Source organism: Paraburkholderia sp. GAS82, assembly GCF_050436285.1.
GTDB classification, from domain to species: Bacteria; Pseudomonadota; Gammaproteobacteria; order Burkholderiales; family Burkholderiaceae; genus Paraburkholderia; species Paraburkholderia phenazinium_B.
In genome coordinates this window covers 89,459-112,071 of record NZ_JBNDLX010000008.1, presented here as the reverse complement: position 1 = coordinate 112,071, position 22,613 = coordinate 89,459, and the positions used below count along the sequence as shown (strand labels likewise).

Below are 22,613 nucleotides of genomic sequence, written 5' to 3'. Positions count from 1 at the left end.
ACGCAAAATTTTTTGTCGAACGCTATGTCGCCCAAGAAATCGCCATTTTTCGAACTCCGCAGTGGCACTGTCGACACGCTCCTGTTCGTGGTCAAGACGACCGACCTCGACGCCATGCGTGCCGAACTGACCCGGCGCTTCGAAGCGACCCCCGAATTCTTCGCTAACGACGTCGTCGCAATCGACGTGCGCCGCCTTGCCGACGACGAGCGCGTGCCGCTCGCCGAGATCTCGCAACTGCTCGACAGCGTGCGGATGCGCCCGGTGGGCGTGGTAGCGAATCCGCAGCAGGGCTGGGCTGCCGAGTCCGCGTTGCCGCTGCTCGAAGCGCGCGACCGGCGCGGAGCAGCGGGCGCCAGGCCGGGAGCCGAAGAGGGCGCGCAGGGTGCTGAGAGCGGCGCAGCGCCGGAGGGTGGCGAGCGCGGCAACAGTGGCAACAGTGGCGAGAGCACCGCTCCGGTGCAGGGGGAATTGCCGATCGACGCGCCGGCAGCCTCCGTCGAAGTTGTGGCGGCCGGCCCTACCGCGGGCACCCAGGCGGCAGCGCCAGCCGACCCCGCGAAGCTGGTCACCTCGTCGACAACCACGGTGGTCGACAAGCCGCTGCGCTCCGGCCAGCGCATCTACGCGAAGGGCGATCTGGTGGTGCTGGGCCTCGTGAGCTACGGGGCGGAAGTGATCGCCGAAGGCAATATCCATATTTACGCGCCGTTGCGCGGCCGGGCCTTGGCCGGTGTGCAGGGCAACCACGACGCGCGCATTTTCTGCACGTGTCTGGAGCCGGAACTGATCTCGATCGCCGGTATCTACCGTACGACCGAGAACCCGCTGCCGGCCGACGTGCTCGGCAAGCCGGTGCAGATTTGGCTCGATGAAGAAAAGCTGATGATTGAACCGCTGCGTCTCACCTGATCACCGGTTGCGCGCGCCGCGCCCGGCGCGTGCCTGGGATCTGGCTGCCGCCGGACTTATTTGAACGAAATTGACGAACTCAGGGTAAGGGTAATGGCAAAAATCATTGTGGTGACATCGGGCAAGGGTGGCGTGGGCAAGACGACCACGAGCGCGAGTTTTGCATCGGCCCTGGCGTTACGGGGCCACAAAACCGCCGTGATCGACTTCGACGTCGGCCTGCGTAACCTCGACCTCATCATGGGCTGCGAACGTCGTGTGGTGTACGACCTGATCAACGTGATCCAGGGCGAAGCCAACCTGAATCAGGCGCTCATCAAGGACAAGAAATGCGAGAACCTGTTCATCCTGCCGGCCTCGCAGACGCGTGACAAAGACGCGCTGACCATGGAAGGTGTGGAAAAGGTCATCAACGATCTGATCGCGATGGACTTCGAATATATCGTCTGCGATTCGCCGGCCGGTATCGAATCGGGTGCTCTGCTGGCAATGCACTTCGCCGACGAAGCGCTGATCGTGACGAACCCGGAAGTCTCCTCCGTGCGCGACTCGGACCGGATTCTCGGTATCCTGTCGTCGAAGACCAAGCGCGCGATCGAAAGCAAGGAGCCGATCAAGGAACATCTGCTGATCACGCGCTACAACCCGAAGCGTGTGAGCGAAGGCGAAATGCTCTCGCTCACCGATATTCAGGAGATCTTGCGCATCGATCTGATCGGCGTGATTCCGGAATCGGAAGCGGTGCTGCATGCGTCGAACCAGGGGCTGCCGGCCGTGCACCTCGACGGCACCGATGTCGCTGAAGCCTACAAGGATGTTGTGTCGCGTTTCCTCGGCGAGCAGAAATCGCTTCGCTTTACCGATTACCAGAAGCCAGGCCTCCTGCAGCGCCTCTTCGGCACCAAGTAAGGGGAGCGCACGTAATGTCGATTCTTTCGTTTTTGCTGGGCGAGAAGAAGAAGTCCGCGTCAATAGCGAAGGAACGCCTGCAGTTGATCATCGCGCATGAGCGCGCCGGCGGCCATGCGCCTGCCGATTATCTGCCAGCGTTGCAACGCGAACTCGTCGCCGTGATTTCCAAGTACGTGAAGATTTCCGATGAGGATATTCGCGTCAGCCTCGAGCGCCAGGACGACCTCGAAGTACTCGAGGTCAAGATCGAGATTCCGCAGGCCTGATTGCCGCAAGGGCGGTCTGTATGATGTTTTATGCGCTCCCTGTCCGGCATCGTGACGGGCAGGGGGTGTAACGCGGGTCTTGCCACCGTGTTGCGTGATGTCGTACGCTTTCGTGCAGCGGTTCCGCTGCCGGTTTTCGTGTCTCCGTGTGCTCCCCTCGAATGCTCAATGCCGCCCGCTGCGATTCTGTTGCCGCGAGGCGTCGCTACGCGTCCGCACTGGTAGTGCTGGGTGCCTCTTGACACGGCCCTGTCGCGGTTCTTTATCACACTGGCGCCGCCGGAAATATTCGGTTGCACTTGAGGGACAGGCGTTACGTCCGGCATGTCAGCCAAAACGCGGTCTCGCGCATTAAACGGACACCACCACCACCGGTGCTTTTAAGAAAGAGGGGAATATGAACAGGAATCTTCGTTTGCTGGTCGCTCAGATTGTGCTGGTTGCGGCGGGCGCAGCGGCTGTCGGTTCGGCATCCGCACAGGTCGTTGTGGTGGCGCCGTCGGCTCCGCCGCCCGTGCGTTATGAAGCCGTGCCTGCGCCGCGCCATGGCTTTGTATGGGATCAGGGTCACTGGCGTTGGGACCACGGTCGCTACGTGTGGGTGCCGGGCCACTGGCAGCCCGAGCGTGTCGGCTATCACTGGGTGCCTGGCCACTGGGTCGCCCATGGTCCGAACTACCGCTGGGTTGAAGGCCACTGGGGCTAAGCTTTTGGCAGCAGCGCGTTGCGGTTGCGACGCGCCGGCGCTGTCCGGCACAGCGTGAGCGCCGCTTGAGCCAGGCTCGACCTAGCGCGGCGGCGCGTCGGCCTCATCAGCCGTGTTTGCCTCGGGCTCCTCATCCACGAGAGCCTCGGGCACTTCCGGTACCGGCACAGGCGCGGGTTGCGGCAAAGGCGCCATATAGCGCTGCGATAACGCTTCATACAGCGGCGGCGCAAAGAGACGCGATACGCGGCTCGCGATCAGCGCCGTCGCCATCAGCGAGATCACGAGGGCGTGGCCGTTGATCATTTCCATCACGATCACGAACGACGTAATCGGCGCCTGGGTGACGGCGGCCAGGTAGCCCACCATGGCGAGCGCGATCAGCATCTGCAGTTGCATGCTGCCGAACACCATATGCAGCAGATTGCCGAAGCCTGCACCGATCGACAGCGACGGCGCGAAGATGCCGCCCGGAATGCCTGGCAGATACGAGCCGACCATCGAGATGAGCTTCAGAAACGGATAGAACACCGACAGATGCTCGCTGCCGTCGAGCAGACCACGCGCCTCCGCGTAGCCGCTGCCGAAGGTCAAGCCGCCCGAGATCAAACCGACAACAGCGATCACCAGCCCACACAGCGCGGCGAAGAGAACCGGCCGCTCGCTATGGAGCTTGCGCAGCGGCGCGGGAATCCAGCGCGCCGTGTTGAGCAGCAGCCAGCAGAAGAAGCCGCCGGCGATACCGGTGACGACAGCCGTGAGCACCACAGCCACGGCGAGCAGATCCGGGAAATGCGTACCAATCTGGATCGTGCCGAAATAGGTGTAGTTGCCGTTCAGCCCAAGGGCGATCACACCGGCGATGATGATGGCCGTAATCAGCACACCGCTTGCGCGCGCCTCGAAGCTGCGGGTGAGTTCCTCGATGGCGAACACGATCCCTGCCAGCGGCGTGTTAAATGCTGCGGACAAGCCCGCCGCTGCGCCGGCCAGCACGAGCTGCCGCTCGATCAGCGCGTTTGAGCGCGGGTAGAAGCGGCGCAGGTTGAACATCAGCGCGGCGCCCACCTGGACTGTCGGTCCTTCGCGACCAATCGTAAAGCCACCGAGGATAGCGAGGAACGACACGGCGATCTTGCCGAACAGGATCCGGAACGACAGCAGCCGCGAGCCATATTCAGAGGGTTTGGCGTGCAGCGTGGCAATGACTTGCGGAATGCCGCTGCCCTCCGCGCCGCGAAAGAATGTGCGCGTGAGCCATACGCACAAGGCTGAAATCGCGGGAGTCACAATCAGCGGCAGCCACACATGCCGGTGTTGCATGGCGCTGAACTGGTCGAAGCCGAAGTTGATGAGGCGGGCGTAGAACACCGCGATCAGACCGACGGCGATGGCGCCGAGCCAGAACACACCGTATTGGCGCCACAGGCGGCGCGTGCGCCGGATGACGTTGGAGGGAAGAGGTGGGAATGCCCGCATTAGATGAGCGCTCAGGCAAAGCGTGAATTATACCGATCGATCACCTCGCGCGACCGTGAAAGGATATTGAAATAAATGCGACGGATAGTGCCCGAGAGCGCTGCTGCGTGCCATTTCGAGATGTACCTTTGGCTGGCCGCGCTCCGCACAGCGCGCCGCCGGGCGTATGTGACGAAAACGCGGTCGGCTATAATAAGCGCCGCGATCGATACTGTGACGGGCTACTAATGAAGCGAATTCTTATCGTCAAGGTGACTTCCCTGGGCGATATTGTCGAAGCCCTTCCGGTTATTGCCGACATCAAGCGAGCATTTCCGGGGGTGCAGGTGGACTGGGCGGCGGACGAAGCGTTTGCCGAAGTGGTCCACTGGAGCCAGCGTGTGGACCGCGTCCTGTGCGCACCGCTGCGCCGCTTCAAGAAGGCGCGCCGCTGGTCGGACCTCAAGGCTATCGGCGCCTCCATCGGCGAGCTTCGCGCCTACCGCTACGATTGCATCATTGATATCCAGGGCGTCTACAAGACCGCCATCATCGCCTTTCTCGCGCGTTCGTCGCGCCGTGTCGGCTACCGCAACAAGGACCTCGGCGAGGTGGGCGCATCGTTCGCCTATACGGCACGGTTCGGCCCTCGTCCGCCCGTCAGCGCCTGGGAAGGCATGCGTATCAGCGCGGGTGAGGCCCTCGGCTACCAGCCCGAAGGCGAGCCTGTCTTCGATCTGAAATTACCCGAAACCGGTACCACACCGTTCGAGGCAGGTGACGCACCTGTCGCAGCGCTGTTCCATGCCACCTCCAAAGACGACAAGAAATGGCCGGTCGAGCATTGGGGCGAGGTAGGACGCGAACTGACGCGGCGCGGGTTTCGCATCGTGCTGCCGTGGGGTTCGCCGCGCGAGCGTGAGGAAGCCGAAGCAATTGCCAAAGAAGTGCCGGGCGCGACCGTGTTGCCGCAGATGAGCGTCACCGAGATCGCCCGGATGATCGATGCGTGTTCTCTTGTGGTCGGTACGGATACCGGCTTTGTCCACGTCGCTCACGCGCTGCAAAAGCGCACGGTGATGATCTTTGTCGCGACCTCGCGCGACCATTTCGGTATCGAAGCGCCGCATCGCTCGATCTCGATCGGCGATGGCCTGTCGGTGCCGCCCGTCAGCGAAGCGATCCAGGCGATCGACTACGTGCATGGCGAACCGCATCCCACTGGCGCGCAAGCGCATTCCGCCACCGCTGTCTGATCGTCCGTAGGCAGCAGCCTTGCCGCCGCTCCAATGCGCGTGCCACAGCAGGCACTCTTTCCTCGCCCCAAGAAAAAAGGCGTGACGCTCAGTCCGCCCAATCGTATGGACGCTGCCACGGCACGCCTCTAAAAGCGCCCGCGTCGGGGAACGACGGGCGGAGAGGATCCTACATGAACACAACAGAACTACACCCTTAAAGACTGCGCGCGGTGCGTCGAGTTCAATCACCTTTGCGCGATGTGGCCGCGCGTTGCAGACGCAAGCCGATGCAACTGCCACTCGGCTGGCACCCATTTCACGCATTACACGGCTGTTAAAAGTGTCGCATTTGGTAGTTCGCCGACGCGCAGCTTACGCGTTCCATTCATCCACCGAGTTCACACAGAGTGCCTGAATGCAGGCCACACCTCAATGGGTCCTGCTCCGCGCCCTGTATTGAAGCCGCTGCGGGTCGCGAAACCTGTAACGCAACCCTCATCATCGCTTACAAAATGCAACGCCCGCGCACGTGCGCTTCGTGTCCAATCAATCTCATTCGAGGCGAACTCGAATACCACCGAAACGAAGGGAGAACGACGTGAAACGCTTGACGCTGACTTTGATTGCCGGTGCGCTGCTGGCAGCTGCACTGGGAGGCTGTGTGATCGCACCGGCGCCGGGTTATTACGGCGGCGGCTACTACCACCACGACCACGGGTACTACAACTGATAAGCAGGGAAGTCGCGCATACGTTGTGTGCCGCGACATGGGAGGCGAGGGCTGTAAAGCCGGCAGCGGGCAGAACCGTCGCATGGCCGGAACGCACCGGGCATGCGACGGTCGCCTGCATGGCGTTTAGCCAGATCCTCGTTGAGGATCAGCTAAGCATCATCTCGAATGCGACCACCGCGACGATGGCCGCCGCATTGGCAGCGAGTGCTTCCAGCACAATGGCTTTCCAGCTCGAAGGGCGGAAGCGGATGGCCAGCAGCAGCGAGCACAGAAGTGCCAGCGCGATGATCATCACGACGTCTGAGTTCTGGAGATACAGCCTCATGGTTGCCTCCTGGCTCACTGGGGATCTGGCTCGAGTATAAGCACGTCAAAAAGACGTGCAAGAGGGAAACCCACCAGGTGAGACCAGGGGCTGAAGCGGCCCGACGTTAAGAGCGCGCTTACATCAGTTGGGCATCGCGTGTTTCGCGCATACACAGCACACCGAACAGACTGACTGCGGCGGCAATCGATACGTAAGCACCGACCCACGTCAGACCGCCATGCGCCGCGAGCACCTGAGCGATGTACGGCGCCACCGATGCGCCGAGAATCCCGCCCAGGTTATACGACACGCCTGCACCGGTATAGCGCACGTTGGTCGGAAACAGTTCCGGCAGCAGCGCGCCCATCGGCGCGAAAGTCACGCCCATCAGGAACAGCTCGATCACGAGAAACAGCAGCACGAGCGGCATCGAGCCGCTACCGAGCAGCGGCGCCATCGTGAAGCCGGAGAGGATGGCTGCGATGATGCCGACGATCAGCACCGGTTTGCGCCCGTAGCGATCGCTGGCCCATGCGGACAGCGGCGTGGCGAGCGCCATGAACAGCACGGCGACGCACAGCAGGCCGAGGAAGCTCTGACGCGGAATATGCAGTACAGATACACCGTACGACAGCGAAAACGTCGTCGCGTTGTAGAACAGCGTATAGCAGACCACCATCGCCAGGGCACCCAGCAGCGTTGGCCGCCAGTAGCTCGAGCACAGTGTTGCGATCGGCACGCGCACGCGTTCCTGACGCTCGATGGCGGCGCGAAACGCCGGCGTCTCGGTAATCTTCAGGCGTACGTACAGGCCGAGCGCAACCAGCACGGCGCTGACGATGAACGGCACGCGCCAGCCCCAGCTACGGAACTGCTCGTCCGAGAGCGATAGCGCGAGGCCGAAGAACAGGCCATTGGATGCCAGAAAACCGATCGACGGTCCGAGCTGCGGAAACATGCCGAACCAGCCGCGTTTGCCGGCGGGGGCGTTTTCGGTGGCAAGCAGCGCTGCGCCGCCCCATTCGCCACCCAGGCCGATCCCCTGGCCGAAGCGCAGGACACACAGAAGGATCGGCGCGAGGCTGCCGATCGAGTCGTAACCGGGTACGAAACCGATCAGCGTGGTCGAGAGGCCCATCACCAGCAACGAAGCGACGAGGGTCGATTTGCGGCCGATACGGTCGCCAAAGTGACCGAACAGAAACGAGCCGATCGGCCGCGCGACGAACGCGATGCCGAACGTAACGAACGCCGACAGCGCCTGCGCAGTCGCTGAGCCATGCGGGAAGAACACTGGGCCGATGACGAGCGCGGCGGCTGTCGCGTAGACGTAGAAGTCGTAGAACTCGATCGCTGTGCCGATGAAGCTGGCGAAGATGATCCGCGAACTGCTGGTTTGACCGGCGTCGTCGGGGTTGGCCGCTGAAATCGGCGAAGTGGACATTCCAAGGTTCTCCTGTGTCGTGACGCAGCGTGGCGCGCCTCGCGGGCGGCGCGCATACGGCGTCTTTTGTTTGGATTAGTATGCTCCGCGGCCAGACGGCCTGCACCGGCGTAGGCAGCCGGCTGGAGCAATGCAAGGCGCGCGGGTGGCGCGGCAACGCGGGAGGCGGGACGGCTGGTGCCGGCGGGTGAGCGGGCAGCATCGACGATCACGCCCGTGCCGGAAGGCTCCGGCGAGGGATCACGAAATTATAGCGTGCGGCCCGTCAGTCGATGGTCTGCGCTTGTGGCGAGGCGAACTCGCGGAGCTGGAACTTGCCGTTGTCGTTGAATAGCCAGTCTTCGAACAGCTCGACCTGGCCGCGTGTATTGAGCAGTCTGGCAGGCGGCTGCGGCAACGGCGCAGCACGGCGCAGTGTCGCGAGTGCGGTGCTTTCCGCTTCGTCGTCGCCGTTGGTGCGATAGACGGCTGACTGGATCACCTGACCGTCGCGGTCGACGGTGAACGAGACTACCACCAGCGAGCGCAGCATCGGCTGCAACGTACCTTGCAACACGTAAGACGGATTGCGATCGAGGATGCGCCGAGCGACTGCGATGCGGTATTGATCCAGCGTCGCGCTGTTCACGGCAGCGGGCGGAGTAATGAGCAGCGGCCGGTCAGGCGGCGTGAAGGTGCAGCCGGCCGCCATGAGGGCGATGACGAGTGCGAAACCTGCGCCGCGTGCGAGCGGGGACCACGAACGGCGATGCGAAGCCGGGCAACGAAGGTGGCGTGTGCGGGTGAGCATCCAGGCTCCGTTCGATGTCAGGACGTAGTTTCATCCTAGTCAAATCCCGCCAGGTTTCAATTCGAGTTGGCCCTGATTTGGCATGGAAAGAATGGCCATTCATGCGGCACGTTCATTCCCACACAGATGTAACTGCGTAACCTCTCGAAACAAGGCCGTAGCCAAACTGTTGGCGTAGATCACTAGGATGTCGACATCGCCCACGCGTTTTACGAAGGAGAGGTCCGATGCTGAGCCATCACGAACTTGCGACGCTCATGTTGTTCCGGGATACCGGGCGGCATCTGGAAGAGTTTGATCCGGACGTTCTTGCGCTGCGTCGCTATGAGCTGGTCGAAGTGCGCTCGCACGACCGCCATGGCTCGACGCTGCAATTGACCCGGCGTGGTCGCGAATTGTTGCAGCGTCTGCATCTGGACGGCGGCCGGCTGCAATAAAGCGTTGAAAACGCCCTGCAGCCGGATCGCCCCGTCCGTCCCTGCTAAAATTCATGACAGCAACATTGCAGTGTAACGAGCGGAAAAAATTCTTTGCTCTGAAGTAATTGTATTGCGGGTTAGAGTGGAATAGCGTTCAGTAGTACTGTGAGACACCATATCGGTGCCGGTTTACGTCGTGGAGATTGTTGTGAAAAGCTTGAAAATTTTGCTCGGCTTGTCCGCTGCTGCAATGGTCTGTGCGAGCGGCGTAGCCCATGCAGCACACGTAGGGGTGTTCATTGGGGGCGGCGGCTACTACTACCCGTGGGGCGTGCCGTATTACTATCCGTATCCGCCGGCGGTTGCCGTGCCGGTGCCGGTACCCGTGCAGCCGCAGGAGTATGTGGAGCAGGGCCAGACTTCTGCAGCCCCGGCGGCGTCCGGGCAACCGGGTGGCACCTGGTACTACTGTGACGACACGAGGAGCTATTACCCGTATGTGAAGTCATGCTCATCGGGTTGGCGCCCCGTGCCGGCGCAGCAGTCGCAGTAGCCTGCAAACCAAAAACGCATTACCGCAAAGAGAAGGAAATGAAATATTCAAGGCTTGCTCTTATCGCTTCACTGAGCTTTCTAGGCGCGTGTTCGGTCATGCCTGCTGGTCCTAGCGTCATGGCGCTGCCGGGCACCGGTAAAACTTTCGACCAGTTCCGCGTTGACGACAACTCGTGCCGTCAGTTTGCTTTCCAGCAGGTGGGCGGGGTTTCGACCAACCAGGCTGCGACCAACAGCGCGGTGGGTAGCGCGGTGGTCGGCACCGCGCTCGGCGCAGCCGCCGGTGCGGCTTTCAACGGTGGCAGCGGCGCAGCAGTCGGCGCAGGTGCCGGTTTGCTGGCAGGCTCGCTGTTCGGTGCCGGCGCGTCTCAGAATTCGGCTTACGATGTCCAGCGCCGCTACGACTACGCGTATCTGCAATGCATGTATGCGAACGGCAACCGGATTCCGGTGCAGGGCCGCATGCGCACGATGGAGTCGAACGGAGGAGGGGGTGGGTATGTGACCACCACCCCGCCGCCGCCGCCGGGTTCGCCGCCTCCGCCCCCGCCTGGCGCGTATTGAGCGGATCGACTGGCTTCACCTGAACATGGCTGCCGTTTTTAACGGCAGCCATGTTGTTTTTGGGTCGGCGGTTTTCACGCACAGGTCAGGCGGCTAGCTCAGACGGCCGCGCGGCGCTGGCCGCGTGTGCGCATCCACGACTGCAGGCGGTCGATGTAGAGATATACGACCGGCGTCGTATAGAGCGTCAGCATCTGGCTGACGATCAGGCCGCCGACGATCGAAATGCCCAGCGGCCGGCGCAGATCGGCGCCCTCTCCGTGGCCGAAAGCTAGCGGCAAGGCGCCGAGCAGCGCTGCGAAGGTGGTCATCATGATCGGGCGGAAGCGCATCAGACTGGCGTGATAGATCGCGTCGCGCGACGACATGCCCTCGCGTGTGGCATCGATCGCGAAATCCACCATCATGATCGCGTTTTTCTTGACGATGCCGATCAGCAGGATCACGCCGATCAGCGACATCACCGTGAACTCGATATGGAATGCCATCAGCGCGAGCAGCGCACCGACGCCCGCCGACGGCAGCGTCGAGAGAATCGTCAGCGGATGGGCATAGCTCTCGTAGAGGATGCCGAGCACGATATACACGGCCGCGAGCGCCGCCAGAATCAGCAGCGGCTCGTCCGAGAGCGATTGCTGGAAGGTGCGCGCCGTGCCCTGAAAGCCGCCGTGAATTGTGCCCGGCATGCGAATCTCCGCCATGGTCCGGTCGATCGCGGCGACCGCTGTAGAGAGCGGTTCGCCGGGCGGCAGGTTGAACGAGATCGTGGTGGCGACGAAGTCGCCCTGGTGATTGACGCCGAGCGGCGTATGACCCGGATCCCATCGCGCAAACGTGCTGAACGGAATCATGGTCTCCTGCGCGGTGCTGACCGAGGTGCCTGCGGATGCGCTCGAGTGTCCGCTCGCCGCCAGCGAGTTGATGGCGAGGTTGCGTGCCGAGTCGGCCGCGATGGCAGCCGCGCTGGTCGCGCTACTCGAGGTGCTGCTGGAGCTGCCTGAACTGGCCGAGCCGCCGCCGGACGATGCACCTCCACCCCCTGACCCGGCACCGGCCAAAGCGAAGGGCGTGGCCGCGGGTGTCGAAGGCGAGCCGCTGATCGTGGCCGACGTGCTGGCGCTACTGGCAGCCGAAGCCAACGCCGCTGCCGCAGTGGACTGAATACCGACCGCCGGCGTGCTGGACGGCGGAGGCGGTTGGGTCGGCGTGGCGGTGCCACCGGCTGTTGCCGTCGGGCCGATGCCGGTGGCAGTCATCGCCGGATTCGACGAGCCTCCTCCTCCCGAACCGGAACCTGCCGCGCTCGCTGCCGTCGTTACCGTGCCTGCCACCGCATTGGTCGACTGCGTGCCGCTCGGCGTGCCTGCTGAGGTACTTACGTACAGCTCATCGAGCGTTTCCGGGTATTGCCAATAACGCGGCGCCACTTCCATGACGACGTAGTACTGGTTCAGCGGGTTATAGATGGTGGACACGAGCCGTTGACCGTATGCGTCGTAGAGCGTGTTGTCGATCTGCGCGGGGGTGATGCCGAGGCGCGCGGCCGTGCCGCGATCGATATCGACGTTCGCTTCGAGGCCGCCTTGCTGCTGGTCCGAATTGACGTCCTCCAGCTCGGGCACGTTTTGCAGCGCCTGCGTGAGGCGCGGCGCCCATTGATAGAGTTCGGTGGTCGAATCGCCAAGCAGCGTGAACTGATACTGCGCGTTGCTCTGCCGTCCGCCGACACGGATATCCTGCACCGCTTGCAGATAGAGTCTGCCGCCGGGCACGGCATTGAGTTTCGGCCGCAGCCGCGCGATGACCTCGTCCGCCGTTTCGGCGCGTTGCGACAGCGGCTTCAGTGCGACGTAGACGGAACCGGTGTTGGTCTGCCGGCCGCCTGTAAAGCCGACGACGCTATCCACCGCAGGGTCGTCGCCGATAATCTTCATGAGTTGCCGGAGCTTCGGGCCCATGGCCTGGAACGAAGTGTCCTGATCGGCCTGAATGCCACCGATCAGACGCCCCGTGTCCTCCTGCGGAAAGAAGCCCTTGGGAATCACCGTGTAGAGATAGACGTTCAGCACGATCGTCGCCACGAGCGTCATGAGCAGCAGAAACGGACGACGTAGCGACCATTCGAGCGAGCGCCCGTAGCCGTCGTTCAGGCGTTGCAATGGCACGGCAAACAGGCGGCCGATGCGCGTCGGGTTTTTCGGGCCGGCCGTGCGCAGCAGGCGCGAACACATCACCGGCGTCGTCGTGAGCGAGACCATCAGCGAGACGGCGATGGCGAGCGACAGCGTCACGGCGAATTCCCGGAACAGCCGTCCGATGATGCCGCTCATCAGCAGAATCGGGATGAACACGGCCACCAGCGAAATCGAAATCGACAGCACGGTGAAGCCCACTTCGCGCGCGCCGACCAAGGCCGCCTGCATGCGCGGCATGCCGTCCTCCATGTGGCGCGCGATATTTTCGAGCACGACGATCGCGTCGTCGACGACGAAACCGGTTGCGATGGTCAAAGCCATTAGCGAGAGGTTGTCGATCGAATAGCCGAACAGGTACATGAAGCTGAACGTGCCGATGATCGACACCGGTACCGCTGCGCTGGGGATCAGCGCCGCGCGCCCGCTGCCGAGGAAGATAAACACGACGAGGATCACGAGTCCCACCGCGACTATTAGCGTCGCTTCCGTATCGTGCAGCGAAGCGCGGATGGTGGTGGAACGGTCGGACGCTTCGATCACGTCGACGTCGGCGGGCAACGCGGGTTTCAGTTGCTCGATCTGTTTGCGCACGGCGTCGACCGTGCTGATGATGTTCGCGCCCGGCTGGCGGTACAGCATCACCAATACGGCTGGCTGATTGTTGCGGGCGAGGCCGAGATTGCGCAGGTCCTCGACCGAATCGACGATCTCGCCGACGTCCGAGAGCTTGACCCCCGCGCCGTTGCGATACGCGATGATCAGATCCTTGTACTGGTCCGCGATGCGTGCCTGATCGTTGGCGTAGAGCTGATAGCGCTCGCCGTAGCTTTCGATGATGCCTTTGGGGCTATTGGCATTGGCGGACGCGAGCGCAGCCCGTACGTCTTCAAGGCCGATGCCGTAGTGATACAGCGCGGTCGGATTCAGCTCGACGCGCACGGCTGGGTTGGCAGAACCGTTGACATCGACTTCGCCGATGCCGGGTAATTGCGATAGCGACTGCGCGAGGATCGTCGAGGCCAGATCGTAGAGTCTGGCGCGCGGCAGCGTGTGCGAGGTGAGCGCGAGAATCAGGATCGGCGCGTCGGACGGATTGACCTTGTGATACGTGGGGTTGCTGCGCAGGCTCGCCGGCAGATCCGCGCGAGCTGCATTGATGGCGGCCTGCACATCGCGCGCAGCGCCATTAATGTCGCGATCGAGTCCGAACTGCAAGGTGACACGCGACGAACCCACCGTGCTTTGCGAGGTCATTTCGGTGACGTCGGCAATCTGTCCGAGGTGACGCTCAAGCGGACTGGCAACGCTGTTAGCGACCGTATCGGGACTCGCTCCGGGCAGGCTCGCCTGCACTGAGATGGTCGGAAAGTCGACCTGCGGCAACGGAGCGACCGGAAGCTTGACGAATGCAAATATACCGGCGAGCGCCACGCCTATCGAAAGCAGCGTGGTCGCAACGGGGCGTTCGATAAAGGGACGTGAGAGATTCATCGGCAGGACGCGTGTGCTGGCAAGGCAGCGTCTGACGATGTTAGAAGATGGGGATCTTGCAGGCGTTACTTATGTTTTTCAGCCGGTTACGAGGTAACCGCCGAGAAATAATGGCGAGGGACAACGCTCATGTAATTCTACGAAACATTGACGAAATTCCACGAAGAGCAAATCGCTCTACACTGCAATTGCCTCTCCCAAGGAGGCATCGGTGGAAGGTCTTATATTTGCCCGCTTCGTGCGGGCATTTTTTTGGCTCCGCCACCGGATGCCACCAACGTGCAAGGCGGCGCGCCACGCGTCTTTAGAGCGCGACGCGCATGCGCCTAGCGACGCCAGCCACCACCCCAGCCGCCGCCTACTCCGATCCCTACGTCGACCGCTGGGGCCGCGTAGTATCCTGGCGCAGCATAGTATCCGTAGCCCGGTGCCGGCGCATAACCGTACGGCGTCGGTGCGACGATGCAGCCGCTGAGGCTGGCCGCGATTGCTACGAGTGAGGCGAGGGCGATAAGTCTTCTGGTCATGATGAATTCTCCTTTTGGATATTGGAGCACGGCGCAGCTTCATTCGTGCGGCCACGCGTGTGACGGTGCGTTACGACGCGAACGAGGCCGATTCCCGGCGCAAGGCGGCAGCACTGTGTGGGCCGCGTCATAAGGGGCGAGCCCCATTTACAGATGCTTACGTTCGACACATGTCAGAGGAATGGAATGCGGCGAACCTCGACAAACACGTGCTGGTGTCGCAGCAAAGTTGCGGAAAACCCCGGGTGTTGCGCGCGCGCGACCTTATGGCGCGAGCGGCGTTGATATGATGGCGTTACTGTTCCTCGGAGCGGCAATCATGGCGATCAGAGATTTGACGAAAAGCGAGCGGCTGCATGCCGCCATCGCCGAAGCACGCAAGCTGGCAGACAGCGGTGCGTATCACGACTACACCGATATCGAATACGTGTTGCGCTTCGATCACGGGCTATCCGATGTCTCGGCCTTGCTCGATAGTCCGGGTATACATCGCGATCTGAACCTCCGTTGCGCAGACGCGCGAGAACGGCACGTGTTGATTGCTGTGTGAATTCGTCAGCGTGGCGCCGCGGCGGCGCCATAAAAAAGCCCGCCGGGTCGGGGCGGGCTAAAGCTGAGGAGATTCACAACAAAACCTCATGGGGGATGAGGCGTTTCCAGTGTAGGTGCGCGCGACGCGTCCTGGGTTTCATCTGCTCTTACAGCTATTACGCTTCGTGACGAGTGTTATTTTCTTCACGTGGATATCCAGTCTCCGCGAGCGATATTCAACACGCGTTCCCATGAACGAGACACTGTTTCCCCAACTACCTGACGCGCTATCCGACGATGGCGCCATCACCGAATGGAGTCACCTTAATGGCTGGTAACGAACACGACGCGCGCGTGCCGCACACCGCGAACCCCGCTGGTCTCGCTACGCCGGGCGGACACTATAGTCACGTCGCGACGGGCAATGGTCTCGTGTTCGTATCGGGGCAATTGCCGATCGACGCCCAGGGCCGCAAGCTCACGGACGCGTCGTTCGAAGTCCAGGCCGAACAGGTGTTGACGAATCTCAAGACGGCGCTGGAAAGCGCCGGCAGCAGCATCGGGCAACTGCTCCAGGTGCGTGTGTATATCGTGGATGTCGAGCACTGGGCGAGCTTCAACCAGATTTATGCACGCTGGGCCGGCGAGGCAAAGCCGGCTCGCGCCGTTGTGCCGGTGAGTGCGCTTCACTTTGGCCTGCAGATCGAAATCGAGGCAACGGCTTTGGCGTAGGTTGTTCGCTGTGCCGACTTCTCAGATTCTGAAGGGGTGACGGTATCGCTAGTCGTGCTGCTTCGCCGGCAAAGCATGCAGCGATCTGAAGCCGACCCATCCCCAGTAGACCCGGTGATGGACGATCAATCCGCCAGCGATATCCATCATCTCGACCAGATCGACCTGATCGCCGTCCGGAGTCTGCCGCGGATACTCCCACGTGAGTTGGGTGCCGTTGCAGAAGAAGGTGCCGGCGCGGTACCAGCGGCCCAGGTCGTTAGGTGGGGCGCGCAGGCCGGCGGCGAAGAACGATGCGATCGCCGTTTTGCCGGTCAGGATGCCGCTCTGGTTCTCCGGCAAGGTGGCGAGGGTCAGCGGACTTTCGAAGATGGCTTCTTCAGCGTACAGCGCCATTAGCGCGTCCAGGTCGCGGCTCTTGACCGATTCGTGCCATTGCTCGTAGATGTGGCGAATCTCGGCTTGTGTGGCCTCTATGGTCATGATCGGCTTCCGTCGTCGTGGTGGGACTTTGAGTCTAGGGCGTCCCCTGACGGAACGTTTCGATGCGTGACGAACGATGCGACCGGTTCGAACGTGCGGTAGCTTTTGTGGCCGCAGTCGCGGGGTGTGAAGCGTGAGGTATTCAGACGGGGGGCGCGGTTGCGTTTTCTAGACGAGTGCCTTAGTGAATCACAAGCGCGTTCACTTGCGCGTTGCCCGCACCCGACACGATGTTCAACCCAATATTGCCGCTTACATGCGACAACGCGCCTGCTCCCAGCGTTGCACTGCTGCTACCGCTGACCGACGCGGCGGCGCGTGCATCCTGCAGCGTGTTGACATCGGCGGATGGCGAACTGACCAGCGCGATCTGATTGGCCTGCGCATTCAGCGCGCCCGCTGCGACATTGACGCCGACGTTACCGGTCGCCCCACGCAACACGTCTGCGCCGACGGATACGGTCGTCGTTGACGACGTCGCCGTGCCGGCGGTTTGCTGGACGGTCGAAAGCTTCGTGCCGGCGAATAGCGCGGCGGCGTCCGGATCGGTGGAAGCCAGCGCGTTCACCAACGCAGGCGAAGCGCCAATGCCCAGCGAGACCAGCAAGGTGATAACGGGACGAAGGTTCATGTGAGGCTCCCAGACGAGTTTGATAATGCTCGTAGCTGTGCTATCGACCGGCTGGATGCAAAAGTTGAGTAGGGATTGTGCGGGGGCGACAGCCACCTTGCGGACCGATTGTCACGTTTGTGTGAATAGTGATTTCGCAACTTAGGTATTTACCCTAGGTCTCTTGCTTCTTAGACTGTCTTCACCTGCTGCACACAAACCGATGTGCGGCGCTGTGAAAAACAATCTTTGGAGGTAGTGATCATGAAATCGCTCATTAAAGCTGTGGCCGTCGCTGTTGTTCTTGCTGCTCCCGTTGTGTCGTTCGCCCAGACCAGTCAGCCTGTTACGCGGGCTCAGGTTCGCGCTGAACTCGTCCAGCTCGAAAAGGCCGGTTACAACCCGGCCCGCAGCGGCAGAGACCCGTATTACCCGGCGGACATCCAGGCAGCGGAAGCTCGCGTAGCTGCCGAAAATGGTTCTACTAGCGGTGTCGGTGGCGCGGTGAACGGCTCGTCGGAATCGGGCGCGGTTGCAGCTCCGGCATTGGGTGGCCCGCGTTCGGTTGTTGACTCTGGTCACTAATCAGTCAGATCGGCGAGCCGTTGGCAATTTATCCGGTTGCTAACGTCGCTTACTGAGCGCGCAGTATCGTCTGCGCGTCCTCATCTTTTTAAATGGTCCACGACCCTGCTGTGCAGTGGTGGTGGGCCATTTGCCATATGAGGCCAGAAAACAAAAAATCCCGCCCTGCTGCGGAAGCATGAGCGAGATTTTAAGGTGGTGTCCTGGCGGAGGCGGTGAGATTCGAACTCACGGAAGGATCACTCCTTCGCCGGTTTTCAAGACCGGTGCCTTAAACCGCTCGGCCACACCTCCAAGCCCGAAATTGTAACCTGAAATCTCCTCGCTACGGCAACTTCGCACGCAGTCACAGTCGGTTTATCACTGCGGATCTTTCAGAAACAGCGCCTGCAAATCATTCAGAAACGCCTGCCCGAGCGGCGTCGGCGCAATTTTTTCGTGGTCTCGCGCAATCAGGCCGCGTTGTTCCGCTTCCCGCAACGCCGGCTCAATGGACGTCATCGATAAGCCCGTACGCTCGATAAACCGATGCACGGGAAAGCCCTCCACCAGCCGCAACGCATTTAACATGAACTCGAACGGCAGATCGCGCGGCGCGACTTCATGCTCCTCGTGCACCGGAGCGCCCGCCTTCGCCTGCTCAATAAAGGTAGTCGGATGCTTGTAGCGCATCTGCCGCAGGATGCGATTCGGAAATGACAGCTTCGTATGCGCGCCGGCGCCGATCCCAAGGTAGTCGCCAAAGCGCCAATAGTTGAGGTTGTGTTTGCTCTGCCGATGCGGCTGCGCATACGCCGAGACCTCATAGCGTCCATAACCCGCCGCGGTGGTACGTTCGTGAATCCAGTCCTGCATGTCAGCGGATGCATCGTCATCCGGCAGCGACGGCGGAAATTTCGCGAACAGCGTGTTCGGTTCAAGCGTCAGGTGATACAGCGACAAATGCGGCGGCGCAAACGACAACGCCGTTTCAATATCCGCCTGACACTCCGCGAGCGTCTGTTGTGGCAACGCGAACATCAGGTCGAGGTTGAAGTTGTCGAACGTGGTGGCGGCCACTTCCACCGCATGGCGGGCCTGCGCCGAATCGTGAATCCGGCCGAGCGCCTTCAGATGCGCCTCGTTGAAACTCTGGATACCTACCGATAACCGGTTCACGCCACTTGCGCGAAACTGCGCGAACTTGTCAGCTTCGAAGGTGCCGGGGTTGGCTTCGAGAGTGATCTCGGCGTCGGCATCGAGCGGCAGAAGCGCACGCACGTCCGACAGCAGCCGGTCCAGCCCCGCCGCCGACAGCAGGCTGGGCGTGCCGCCGCCGATGAACACCGTATGCACCTGGCGGCCCCAGACGAGCGGCAACGCCAGCTCGAGATCGGCGCGGAGCGCATCGAGATACTCATTCTCGGGGAACGCCTCGCCCTTCCACTCGTGCGAGTTGAAATCGCAGTAAGGGCACTTGCGCACGCACCACGGGAAATGCACATACAGCGCAAGCGGAGGCAGCGACGTCAGATGGATACTGCCCGGCTGCGTGAACGCCTGGATCACCCCGGGGCCACTCTGGCCGGCGACCTTGATGGGAATCACGCTTCCTCCGTCAGGCGCGCGAGCAATTTTCGCAGTGCGATCGCACGATGGCTGCTGGCGTTCTTCACTGCTGGATCGAGCTCGGCCGCCGTCGCATTCAGTTCAGGCAGGAAGAAATGCGGGTCGTAGCCGAAACCATGTGCACCGCGGGGCGCGTCGATGATCTCGCCTGGCCAGCGGCCCTCGGCAATCAGCGGCTCGGGGTCGTCGGCGTGACGTACGAGCGCAAGCACGCAGAAGTAGTAAGCGCGACGGTCGGCCTGGCCCTGCAGTTGCTCGACGAGGTGTGCATTGTTCGCGGCGTCGCTCTTCGGGCCGCCGGCGAGTTGCGCGTAGCGCGCCGAATAGACGCCGGGTGCGCCGCGCAGCGCGCGCACGCACAGTCCGGAATCGTCGGCCAGCGCCGGCAGGCCGGTGATCTTCGTCGCATGACGAGCCTTCGTCAGCGCATTCTCGACGAAAGTCGGATAGGGCTCTTCCGCTTCGGGCACATTGAGCGTGCCCTGCGGGATCAGTTCGATGCCGGCCGCGTCGAGCAACGCCGCAAACTCGCGCAGCTTGCCCGCGTTGTTCGAGGCCAGCACCACTTTTCCGAGCGACGCGGTCATTGCCTTTCCCGCGTCGGAAGCCGGGAGAGCTGCGCCGCCGGCGATGTTACGATCACTCACCCTTCAACCCCAGCGCTTCTTTCTGTTTCGCCACCAGCGTGCTGATGCCGTCGCGAGCGAGATCGAGCAGCGAGTTCATCTCGTCGCGCGAGAACGGCGTGCCTTCAGCCGTGCCCTGGATCTCGACGAACCCGCCCGCGCCCGTCATCACGACATTCATATCGGTGTCGCACTTTGAGTCTTCGTCGTAGTCGAGATCGAGCACCGGCAAGCCGTTGTAGACGCCCACCGAAATCGCCGCCACGAAGTCCGTGATCGGCGAGGTTTCGATGCGGCCGCTGGCCAGCAGCTTTGTCACCGCATCGTGCGCGGCGACAAAGGCGCCCGTGATGCTCGCCGTGCGAGTGCCGCCATCGGCCTGGATCACGTCGCAATCGAGATTCATGGTGCGTTGGCCGAGTTTCTCGAGATCGAACACCGAGCGCAGCGCGCGGCCGATCAGCCTCTGGATTTCCTGGGTGCGGCCGGTCTGTTTGCCGCGTGCGGCTTCGCGGTCGTTGCGGGTGTTGGTGGCGCGCGGCAGCATGCCGTATTCGGCCGTCAGCCAGCCTTGACCGCGATCGCGCAGGAAGCCGGGGACGGTCTCCGCCACGCTCGCCGTGCAGATCACCTTGGTGTCGCCGAATTCGACCAGCACCGAGCCCTCCGCATGCTTCGTATAGTGACGCGTGATGCGCACATCGCGCAGTTGATCGGCGCGGCGGCCGCTGGGGCGGCCTTTGGAAAATGCGGTGGTGTCGTTCATCGTTCGGGGTCTGGGTGGGGTAGGCGGGAGGAAACGCTAATTTTACCGCCGATCGTACGGGGCGGTTCCGTGTCTGCTCCGGCGTGTGTCGCAGAGAGACCAGATCCAGCTATGGCGGGGCGTTCCGCCAAAGATGGGATAATGCCGTTTCCACGCCCCGCGTCTCGTACACGCCGGGCGATTCGACTCTTCCGGCCATCCCGTCAGCGGCATGGCCTCATCGCGAGACAAATGATGATCTACAGCATGACTGGCTATGCGAGCGCCACGCGCGAACTCGCGGCGAATACCGGCAATGGTGGCGTGAGCGTATCGGTCGAACTGCGCACGGTGAACTCGCGCTTTCTCGATCTGAACTTCCGGATGCCGGAAGACGTGCGCGTCTGCGAGCCGGTCCTGCGCGAAATGCTGATGAACAAGCTCTCGCGCGGCAAGGTCGATATTCGTATCAATCTGCAGCGTAGCGAACAGTCGGCCAACGCTGGAGCGATCAATCATGACGCTCTGAGCCAGCTTGCGCTGCTGGAACGCGCGGTCGTCAACGCGTTTCCGGAAGCCGGCCGGCTGCGGACCGGCGAAATCCTGCGCTGGCCGGGTGTGCTCGCCGAAAGCGGTGTCCCCGCTGAAACGCTGCGCGATGCGGTGCTTGGGTGCGGCAAGCAGGCGATTACCGATCTGATCGACGTGCGCGGCCGCGAAGGCGCCCAACTGGGCGCGATGCTGCTCGGCAACGTCACGGAGATGGAAACGATCGTTGCAAAGATCACGCCGCTGGTGCCGGAATTGATCACCAGGCATCAGCAGAAGATTGTCGAGCGCTTGCAGGAAGCCTTGGGCATTGCCGCGCCGGACACGGTGTCGACCAGCATCTCGCGTGAAGAGATCGCCGAGCGTATCCGGCAGGAAGTGACGATGTACGGCATCCGCATCGACATCACGGAAGAGTTGTCGCGGCTGACCGCCCACCTGAACGAAACGCGCCACGTGATCGAGAAGGGCGGCAAGGTCGGCAAGCGCCTCGACTTCATGATGCAGGAGCTCAACCGCGAAGCGAACACGCTCGGTTCGAAGGCTGCTGCGAAAGAACTGGCGGATTCGTCGATGACCTTGAAGCTGCTCATCGAACAGATGCGCGAGCAGGTGCAGAATCTGGAGTAATCCTCGAGCCACTTTCGGATAACGATTGCAATGACCGACCACACACGCGAAAACAGCGCACCGCGCAATCCATACGCTGGGGCTTACCCTGGCAACCTGTTCATGGTGGTTGCGCCCTCGGGCGCGGGCAAATCGACGCTCGTCAATGCGCTGCTCGCGCGCGACGAGGCGATCCGCCTGTCCATCTCCTACACGACGCGCCCGCCGCGTCCGAAGGAGAAGGACGGTGAGCATTACCACTTCACGACGGTCGACGACTTTCTCAAGCGGCACGCCACGGGCGAGTTTCTCGAAAGCGCCGAGGTGCATGGCAACTACTATGCAACCTCGCGTCTGTGGATCGAAGAACAGATGAAAAGCGGCCATGACGTGCTGCTCGAAATCGACTGGCAGGGCGCGCAACAGGTGAAAAAACAGTTTCGCAATGCTGTCGAAATCTTTATTCTGCCGCCCTCGCTCGAAGCGCTGGAAGACCGTTTGAAAAAGCGCGGCCAGGATGAGCCAAACGTGATTACACGGCGGCTGCTGGCCGCCGGTAGCGAGATCGCGCACTCGGCTGAAGCCGAGTTCGTGGTGATCAACGAGAACTTCGACCGTGCGCTGGCGGAGTTGCAGTGTCTCGTAGCCTCAACGCGCTTGCGCTTCGCCTCGCAATACGCACGCCACACGGACCTTTTTGTGCAACTCGGCATCCACCTCCCGCACGCGTGACTGCGGCGAGGTATCGAGCACATAAGGTAGAATAAGCAACATACTGAGAAGGAATCCAACATGGCCCGCATTACCGTCGAAGACTGTCTGAAAATGATCCCGAATCGCTTCGAACTGGCACTTGCCGCAACGTATCGCGCACGCCAGCTCGCTCAAGGCCACACGCCGAAGATCGAAAGCCGCGACAAGCCCACCGTCGTCGCGCTGCGTGAGATCGCGGCTGGCCAGGTCGGCGTCGAAATGCTGAAGAAGGTACCGGTCTAAGGTACGTTCCATCCGTTTTCGA

Annotated in this window: 25 protein-coding genes, 1 tRNA gene and 2 pseudogenes; 15 read left to right on the top strand and 13 right to left on the bottom strand. The window is 62.0% G+C overall.

Going from position 1 to position 22,613, the window contains the following annotated elements:
* Window positions 1-24: 24 nt before the first annotated feature.
* The 4 genes from minC to P3T17_RS24525 all read left to right on the top strand — a co-directional run bounded on the left by minC (window position 25) and on the right by P3T17_RS24525 (window position 2,796).
* On the top strand, window positions 25-912 hold the full coding sequence (gene minC, locus P3T17_RS24540) for a septum site-determining protein MinC (RefSeq protein ID WP_429409198.1): 888 nt from the start codon (window positions 25-27) through the stop codon (window positions 910-912).
* Window positions 913-1,005: 93 nt separating this feature from the next.
* A complete protein-coding gene (gene minD / locus P3T17_RS24535) occupies window positions 1,006-1,821 on the top strand; it encodes a septum site-determining protein MinD (RefSeq protein ID WP_074263651.1) in 816 nt (271 codons plus the stop codon).
* 14 nt (window positions 1,822-1,835) lie between these two features.
* Complete coding sequence (gene minE, locus P3T17_RS24530; RefSeq protein WP_074263652.1) at window positions 1,836-2,090, top strand: cell division topological specificity factor MinE; 255 nt, start codon at window positions 1,836-1,838, stop codon at window positions 2,088-2,090.
* 397 nt (window positions 2,091-2,487) lie between these two features.
* Window positions 2,488-2,796, top strand: a complete 309-nt coding sequence (locus P3T17_RS24525) for a YXWGXW repeat-containing protein (protein ID WP_074263653.1) — start codon at window positions 2,488-2,490, stop codon at window positions 2,794-2,796.
* A gap of 81 nt (window positions 2,797-2,877) precedes the next feature.
* Here P3T17_RS24525 and P3T17_RS24520 read toward each other — a convergent pair whose 3' ends face one another.
* The gene (locus tag P3T17_RS24520; RefSeq protein WP_429409197.1) at window positions 2,878-4,275 is read right to left on the bottom strand and encodes a chloride channel protein; all 1,398 of its coding nucleotides are present in this window, start codon (window positions 4,273-4,275) and stop codon (window positions 2,878-2,880) included.
* A gap of 227 nt (window positions 4,276-4,502) precedes the next feature.
* Between P3T17_RS24520 and waaC the strand changes: the two genes are divergently transcribed.
* Together waaC and P3T17_RS24510 are read left to right on the top strand one after the other, a co-directional pair.
* Complete coding sequence (waaC, locus tag P3T17_RS24515; RefSeq protein ID WP_429409196.1) at window positions 4,503-5,510, top strand: lipopolysaccharide heptosyltransferase I; 1,008 nt, start codon at window positions 4,503-4,505, stop codon at window positions 5,508-5,510.
* A 580-nt stretch (window positions 5,511-6,090) separates the two neighbouring features.
* Complete coding sequence (locus P3T17_RS24510) at window positions 6,091-6,222, top strand: hypothetical protein (RefSeq protein ID WP_302050849.1); 132 nt, start codon at window positions 6,091-6,093, stop codon at window positions 6,220-6,222.
* Window positions 6,223-6,370: 148 nt separating this feature from the next.
* Here the strand turns inward: P3T17_RS24510 and P3T17_RS24505 are convergent, their stop codons facing one another.
* The 3 genes from P3T17_RS24505 to P3T17_RS24495 all read right to left on the bottom strand — a co-directional run bounded on the left by P3T17_RS24505 (window position 6,371) and on the right by P3T17_RS24495 (window position 8,766).
* Window positions 6,371-6,550 (bottom strand): hypothetical protein, encoded by a 180-nt coding sequence (locus P3T17_RS24505; protein WP_074263656.1) that lies wholly within the window; start codon window positions 6,548-6,550, stop codon window positions 6,371-6,373.
* Window positions 6,551-6,668: 118 nt separating this feature from the next.
* The gene (locus P3T17_RS24500; RefSeq protein WP_074263657.1) at window positions 6,669-7,976 is read right to left on the bottom strand and encodes an MFS transporter; all 1,308 of its coding nucleotides are present in this window, start codon (window positions 7,974-7,976) and stop codon (window positions 6,669-6,671) included.
* A 265-nt stretch (window positions 7,977-8,241) separates the two neighbouring features.
* Window positions 8,242-8,766: an energy transducer TonB family protein gene (locus P3T17_RS24495; protein ID WP_429409195.1), complete on the bottom strand. Its 525-nt coding sequence runs from the start codon at window positions 8,764-8,766 to the stop codon at window positions 8,242-8,244.
* A gap of 227 nt (window positions 8,767-8,993) precedes the next feature.
* Here P3T17_RS24495 and P3T17_RS24490 point away from each other — a divergent pair, with 227 nt between their 5' ends.
* The 3 genes from P3T17_RS24490 to P3T17_RS24480 all read left to right on the top strand — a co-directional run bounded on the left by P3T17_RS24490 (window position 8,994) and on the right by P3T17_RS24480 (window position 10,304).
* Window positions 8,994-9,203, top strand: a complete 210-nt coding sequence (locus P3T17_RS24490; RefSeq protein ID WP_074263659.1) for a hypothetical protein — start codon at window positions 8,994-8,996, stop codon at window positions 9,201-9,203.
* A gap of 190 nt (window positions 9,204-9,393) precedes the next feature.
* On the top strand, window positions 9,394-9,738 hold the full coding sequence (locus P3T17_RS24485) for a hypothetical protein (RefSeq protein ID WP_143787470.1): 345 nt from the start codon (window positions 9,394-9,396) through the stop codon (window positions 9,736-9,738).
* 38 nt (window positions 9,739-9,776) lie between these two features.
* The gene (locus P3T17_RS24480) at window positions 9,777-10,304 is read left to right on the top strand and encodes a YMGG-like glycine zipper-containing protein (protein ID WP_074263660.1); all 528 of its coding nucleotides are present in this window, start codon (window positions 9,777-9,779) and stop codon (window positions 10,302-10,304) included.
* Between the two features lie 98 nt (window positions 10,305-10,402).
* Here the strand turns inward: P3T17_RS24480 and P3T17_RS24475 are convergent.
* From P3T17_RS24475 to P3T17_RS24465, 3 genes and pseudogenes are all read right to left on the bottom strand, one after another.
* A pseudogene (locus tag P3T17_RS24475) lies at window positions 10,403-11,311 on the bottom strand (efflux RND transporter permease subunit); the annotation flags it as partial.
* A 306-nt stretch (window positions 11,312-11,617) separates the two neighbouring features.
* Window positions 11,618-13,990 (bottom strand): annotated as a pseudogene (locus P3T17_RS24470) (efflux RND transporter permease subunit); the annotation flags it as partial.
* A 326-nt stretch (window positions 13,991-14,316) separates the two neighbouring features.
* The gene (locus P3T17_RS24465) at window positions 14,317-14,517 is read right to left on the bottom strand and encodes a hypothetical protein (RefSeq protein ID WP_074263662.1); all 201 of its coding nucleotides are present in this window, start codon (window positions 14,515-14,517) and stop codon (window positions 14,317-14,319) included.
* A gap of 319 nt (window positions 14,518-14,836) precedes the next feature.
* Between P3T17_RS24465 and P3T17_RS24460 the strand changes: the two genes are divergently transcribed.
* Complete coding sequence (locus P3T17_RS24460) at window positions 14,837-15,067, top strand: hypothetical protein (protein ID WP_074265952.1); 231 nt, start codon at window positions 14,837-14,839, stop codon at window positions 15,065-15,067.
* Window positions 15,068-15,375: 308 nt separating this feature from the next.
* Complete coding sequence (locus P3T17_RS24455) at window positions 15,376-15,780, top strand: RidA family protein (RefSeq protein WP_074263663.1); 405 nt, start codon at window positions 15,376-15,378, stop codon at window positions 15,778-15,780.
* A gap of 48 nt (window positions 15,781-15,828) precedes the next feature.
* Here the strand turns inward: P3T17_RS24455 and P3T17_RS24450 are convergent, their stop codons facing one another.
* The gene (locus tag P3T17_RS24450; protein WP_429409194.1) at window positions 15,829-16,263 is read right to left on the bottom strand and encodes a nuclear transport factor 2 family protein; all 435 of its coding nucleotides are present in this window, start codon (window positions 16,261-16,263) and stop codon (window positions 15,829-15,831) included.
* Window positions 16,264-16,444: 181 nt separating this feature from the next.
* Window positions 16,445-16,894, bottom strand: coding sequence for a hypothetical protein (locus P3T17_RS24445; RefSeq protein WP_429409193.1), 450 nt, complete (start codon window positions 16,892-16,894; stop codon window positions 16,445-16,447).
* A gap of 243 nt (window positions 16,895-17,137) precedes the next feature.
* On the opposite strand from P3T17_RS24445, the gene P3T17_RS24440 reads away from it, so the two are divergent.
* Window positions 17,138-17,458 carry a DUF4148 domain-containing protein gene (locus P3T17_RS24440; protein ID WP_074263666.1) on the top strand — a complete coding sequence of 107 codons (321 nt, stop codon included), beginning with the start codon at window positions 17,138-17,140 and terminating at the stop codon, window positions 17,456-17,458.
* Window positions 17,459-17,662: 204 nt separating this feature from the next.
* Here P3T17_RS24440 and P3T17_RS24435 read toward each other — a convergent pair.
* The 4 genes from P3T17_RS24435 to rph all read right to left on the bottom strand — a co-directional run bounded on the left by P3T17_RS24435 (window position 17,663) and on the right by rph (window position 20,458).
* Window positions 17,663-17,752: transfer RNA gene (locus P3T17_RS24435), tRNA-Ser, on the bottom strand.
* A 66-nt stretch (window positions 17,753-17,818) separates the two neighbouring features.
* Complete coding sequence (gene hemW / locus P3T17_RS24430; protein ID WP_429409368.1) at window positions 17,819-19,036, bottom strand: radical SAM family heme chaperone HemW; 1,218 nt, start codon at window positions 19,034-19,036, stop codon at window positions 17,819-17,821.
* 5 nt (window positions 19,037-19,041) lie between these two features.
* Window positions 19,042-19,653: an RdgB/HAM1 family non-canonical purine NTP pyrophosphatase gene (rdgB, locus tag P3T17_RS24425; RefSeq protein WP_429409192.1), complete on the bottom strand. Its 612-nt coding sequence runs from the start codon at window positions 19,651-19,653 to the stop codon at window positions 19,042-19,044.
* 52 nt (window positions 19,654-19,705) lie between these two features.
* The gene (gene rph / locus P3T17_RS24420) at window positions 19,706-20,458 is read right to left on the bottom strand and encodes a ribonuclease PH (RefSeq protein WP_074263669.1); all 753 of its coding nucleotides are present in this window, start codon (window positions 20,456-20,458) and stop codon (window positions 19,706-19,708) included.
* 234 nt (window positions 20,459-20,692) lie between these two features.
* Between rph and P3T17_RS24415 the strand changes: the two genes are divergently transcribed.
* Genes P3T17_RS24415 through rpoZ form a run of 3 tightly spaced genes read left to right on the top strand, consistent with a single transcriptional unit; the run spans window position 20,693 to window position 22,591 of the window.
* Window positions 20,693-21,616, top strand: coding sequence for a YicC/YloC family endoribonuclease (locus P3T17_RS24415; protein ID WP_429409367.1), 924 nt, complete (start codon window positions 20,693-20,695; stop codon window positions 21,614-21,616).
* Between the two features lie 30 nt (window positions 21,617-21,646).
* Window positions 21,647-22,327, top strand: a complete 681-nt coding sequence (gene gmk, locus P3T17_RS24410) for a guanylate kinase (RefSeq protein WP_074263670.1) — start codon at window positions 21,647-21,649, stop codon at window positions 22,325-22,327.
* Window positions 22,328-22,387: 60 nt separating this feature from the next.
* Window positions 22,388-22,591: a DNA-directed RNA polymerase subunit omega gene (rpoZ, locus tag P3T17_RS24405; RefSeq protein WP_031359151.1), complete on the top strand. Its 204-nt coding sequence runs from the start codon at window positions 22,388-22,390 to the stop codon at window positions 22,589-22,591.
* The last annotated feature ends 22 nt before the right edge of the window (window positions 22,592-22,613 follow it).

Coding starts and splice junctions, on each gene's coding strand:
- minC (WP_429409198.1), top strand. CDS start 25: ATGTCGCCCAAGAAATCGCCATTTTTCGAACTCCGCAGTGGCACTGTC.
- rdgB (WP_429409192.1), bottom strand. CDS start 19,653: ATGACCGCGTCGCTCGGAAAAGTGGTGCTGGCCTCGAACAACGCGGGC.
- P3T17_RS24465 (WP_074263662.1), bottom strand. CDS start 14,517: ATGACCAGAAGACTTATCGCCCTCGCCTCACTCGTAGCAATCGCGGCC.
- P3T17_RS24480 (WP_074263660.1), top strand. CDS start 9,777: ATGAAATATTCAAGGCTTGCTCTTATCGCTTCACTGAGCTTTCTAGGC.
- P3T17_RS24415 (WP_429409367.1), top strand. CDS start 20,693: ATGATCTACAGCATGACTGGCTATGCGAGCGCCACGCGCGAACTCGCG.
- rpoZ (WP_031359151.1), top strand. CDS start 22,388: ATGGCCCGCATTACCGTCGAAGACTGTCTGAAAATGATCCCGAATCGC.
- P3T17_RS24460 (WP_074265952.1), top strand. CDS start 14,837: ATGGCGATCAGAGATTTGACGAAAAGCGAGCGGCTGCATGCCGCCATC.
- waaC (WP_429409196.1), top strand. CDS start 4,503: ATGAAGCGAATTCTTATCGTCAAGGTGACTTCCCTGGGCGATATTGTC.
- rph (WP_074263669.1), bottom strand. CDS start 20,458: ATGAACGACACCACCGCATTTTCCAAAGGCCGCCCCAGCGGCCGCCGC.
- P3T17_RS24440 (WP_074263666.1), top strand. CDS start 17,138: ATGAAATCGCTCATTAAAGCTGTGGCCGTCGCTGTTGTTCTTGCTGCT.
- gmk (WP_074263670.1), top strand. CDS start 21,647: ATGACCGACCACACACGCGAAAACAGCGCACCGCGCAATCCATACGCT.
- P3T17_RS24445 (WP_429409193.1), bottom strand. CDS start 16,894: ATGAACCTTCGTCCCGTTATCACCTTGCTGGTCTCGCTGGGCATTGGC.
- P3T17_RS24495 (WP_429409195.1), bottom strand. CDS start 8,766: ATGCTCACCCGCACACGCCACCTTCGTTGCCCGGCTTCGCATCGCCGT.
- P3T17_RS24525 (WP_074263653.1), top strand. CDS start 2,488: ATGAACAGGAATCTTCGTTTGCTGGTCGCTCAGATTGTGCTGGTTGCG.
- minE (WP_074263652.1), top strand. CDS start 1,836: ATGTCGATTCTTTCGTTTTTGCTGGGCGAGAAGAAGAAGTCCGCGTCA.
- minD (WP_074263651.1), top strand. CDS start 1,006: ATGGCAAAAATCATTGTGGTGACATCGGGCAAGGGTGGCGTGGGCAAG.
- P3T17_RS24490 (WP_074263659.1), top strand. CDS start 8,994: ATGCTGAGCCATCACGAACTTGCGACGCTCATGTTGTTCCGGGATACC.
- P3T17_RS24505 (WP_074263656.1), bottom strand. CDS start 6,550: ATGAGGCTGTATCTCCAGAACTCAGACGTCGTGATGATCATCGCGCTG.
- P3T17_RS24450 (WP_429409194.1), bottom strand. CDS start 16,263: ATGACCATAGAGGCCACACAAGCCGAGATTCGCCACATCTACGAGCAA.
- P3T17_RS24520 (WP_429409197.1), bottom strand. CDS start 4,275: ATGCGGGCATTCCCACCTCTTCCCTCCAACGTCATCCGGCGCACGCGC.
- P3T17_RS24500 (WP_074263657.1), bottom strand. CDS start 7,976: ATGTCCACTTCGCCGATTTCAGCGGCCAACCCCGACGACGCCGGTCAA.
- P3T17_RS24455 (WP_074263663.1), top strand. CDS start 15,376: ATGGCTGGTAACGAACACGACGCGCGCGTGCCGCACACCGCGAACCCC.